General features: G+C 29.5%; 3 protein-coding genes. 1 reads left to right on the top strand and 2 read right to left on the bottom strand.

Annotated features, from left to right (window positions below; all coding sequences use genetic code 11):
• Positions 1 to 111, top strand: a 111-nt coding sequence (locus WBG30_RS10725; RefSeq protein WP_424504652.1) for an RNA methyltransferase, incomplete at its 5' end; no start/stop codon positions are given.
• Between the two features lie 113 nt (positions 112 to 224).
• Here WBG30_RS10725 and WBG30_RS10730 read toward each other — a convergent pair.
• Positions 225 to 1,142 carry a M24B family metallopeptidase gene (locus WBG30_RS10730; RefSeq protein WP_424504653.1) on the bottom strand — a complete coding sequence of 306 codons (918 nt, stop codon included), beginning with the start codon at positions 1,140 to 1,142 and terminating at the stop codon, positions 225 to 227.
• A 21-nt stretch (positions 1,143 to 1,163) separates the two neighbouring features.
• On the bottom strand, positions 1,164 to 1,991 hold the full coding sequence (locus tag WBG30_RS10735) for an aminopeptidase P family N-terminal domain-containing protein (RefSeq protein ID WP_424504651.1): 828 nt from the start codon (positions 1,989 to 1,991) through the stop codon (positions 1,164 to 1,166).
• Positions 1,992 to 2,369 lie beyond the last annotated feature (378 nt).

Below are 2,369 nucleotides of genomic sequence, written 5' to 3' on the forward strand. Positions count from 1 at the left end.
GATAGCTGTACTCATATCTTAGATCCAATAAGAGGTAAAACAAGATATAATCATCTATCAGTAAGATCGGCAGTAGCTATAATCTTAGATAGATTATTAGGTGAAAAATAGAAAATTTAAAATCCCCATGCCATTTGGCAAGGGGATTTTTCTTATTATCTAGAAAATCATAAAGATTATAAAATACTAGACTATTCTTATATGGGTACAATATCACCGTGCTTTTATATTTGTTTAGTTTTTTCTCTTAACCAGTTTGTTTCATCTTCATTTAGATATGGAGACAATTTATTAAATGTAGTGGTATGGTAGGAGTTGATCCATTCCAATTCATCACTATTTAATAGAGTAGGATCTATAGAATTAATATCAATTGGGAAAAATGATATAGTTTCAAATTCATAGAAAGTTCCGTTTTCATTGGTGAAAGCCTCTTTTACTATAACTGTATTTTCAGTACGAATACCATGTCTTCCCTCTTTATAAATACCAGGTTCAATAGTTAAATTCATTCCTACTTCTAATGGAAGATCGTGACTTTTTCTAACAGAAAAACCTTGTGGTCCTTCGTGAATATTTAGGAAAAAGCCAACTCCATGACCAGTTCCACACTTATAGTCTAGTCCTTCTAACCATAGTGGATATCTAGCTAACATATCTAATTTATAACCGGTAGTTCCCTTTAAAAATTTAGCTCTACTAAGGGTAATTACACTTTTTAATACTAGAGTAAAGTCTTTTTTTTGTTCAGGAGTAATATTTCCTAATGAAAAAGTTCTAGTAATATCGGTAGTTCCATTGAGGTATTGTCCACCTGAATCCACCAATAAAAACCCTTGTGAATCCAAAGTATATGTATTTTTTTCATTGGCTTTAAAATGCATAAGAGCTGCATGATCTTTATGTCCAGCAATAGTATCAAAACTTACTCCTTTAAATCCATCTATTTTTGATCTTTCATTTTTTATAATATCTTCTACATCTAGCTCAGTGATAGGAGTTTCTTTAAAGTTTTCCTCAATATATTTAAATCCTTTTAGGAGAGCTACAAAATCATTTAAATAACACTCTTTTGTATTTTGTATCTCTATATCATTTTTAACAGCTTTTAAATGAGTAGTGATCTCTTTATTATGAATTATTTTATTGTTTTGAAGTAATGACTATATATAAATACTTGTCCTTTCTGGACTGAGATAGATCTTTTTATTTTTTAAATTAGATAAGGTAGAAGTAATCTCATCATAGGATTTTAAATCTATACCATTTACTTTAAGATATAAATTAGTTTGTTCGTCTAATTTATTGCTATCTATAAATAGAGTGATCTTATCATCTTCAATAAGTGCATATGAATAGAAGGTAGTATTATTTAATACATCACTCCCTCTTAGATTGAAAGTCCATGCAATATCATCTAAAGAACTGATCATATAACTATCAGCACCATGGGAGTGATAGATCTCACGAATAATATCAATTTTTTCAGTGGCAGATTTACCGGCATAAGAAAGGTCGTGAACAAATATATTTTCCTTTGGAAAACTAGGTCTGTCATCCCAGACAGATTCTAAAAGATCATTCTGAGTTTTAAAGTTATCTTTATTAAATCCTTTTTTTAATTCATCGTAGGCAGAAACAGATATGACTTTTCCGTCGAATCCAATAATACCATCTTTTTTGACAACACTTTTTAACCATTCAGGGTAGGTAGGAACGCCCTCTGTAGCCATTTTAAAAAGATCAAAACCACTCCCTTCAAGTTCTTTTTCAGCTTGGAGGAAGTATCGGCCATCTGTCCAAAGACCAGCAGAATCAGCAGTGATAACTGCAGTTCCAGCACTACCTGTAAAGTTACTGATCCACCTTCTACCTTTAAAATATTCTGCTACATTTTCACTTTGATGTGCATCTGAACTAGGAATAATATAAGCATCTATTCCATTTTTACTCATTTCATTTCTAAGTTTTAAAAGTTTATTATTTAACATTTGTACCCCCCTTAATAATTTTTAATGTTTTATTCAATCCAAGTATACTCTATTTTGTAAAAGAATCAAGATGAAAACTAATAAAAAACTAAAAAGACAAATTTTATTCAAAGAATATTTCTACATCTTATAAAAAAGACCGATAATTAGTGGATATGATGTTTAATTTTAAAAAAGATAAGAAAAATAATTTTGATTTTTTTAATTGTTATGTAATAATAAATATAATAAAAAAAATACTTTAAATATGAATATTAGGAGGAGTAAAATGTCAGCAGATGTAATAGATTATGAAATTAAAGGTGAAGGAATTCAATTAGTGGAGATAGAGTTAGATCCTAGAGAAGGGGTCAGAGCAGAAGCAGGAGCTATGACTTA

The organism is Psychrilyobacter sp., from assembly GCF_049671765.1.
Classification (GTDB): Bacteria; Fusobacteriota; Fusobacteriia; order Fusobacteriales; family Fusobacteriaceae; genus Psychrilyobacter.

Excerpts from the sequence above, each read along its gene's own strand:
- WBG30_RS10735 (WP_424504651.1), bottom strand. The coding sequence starts at position 1,991 with ATGTTAAATAATAAACTTTTAAAACTTAGAAATGAAATGAGTAAAAAT.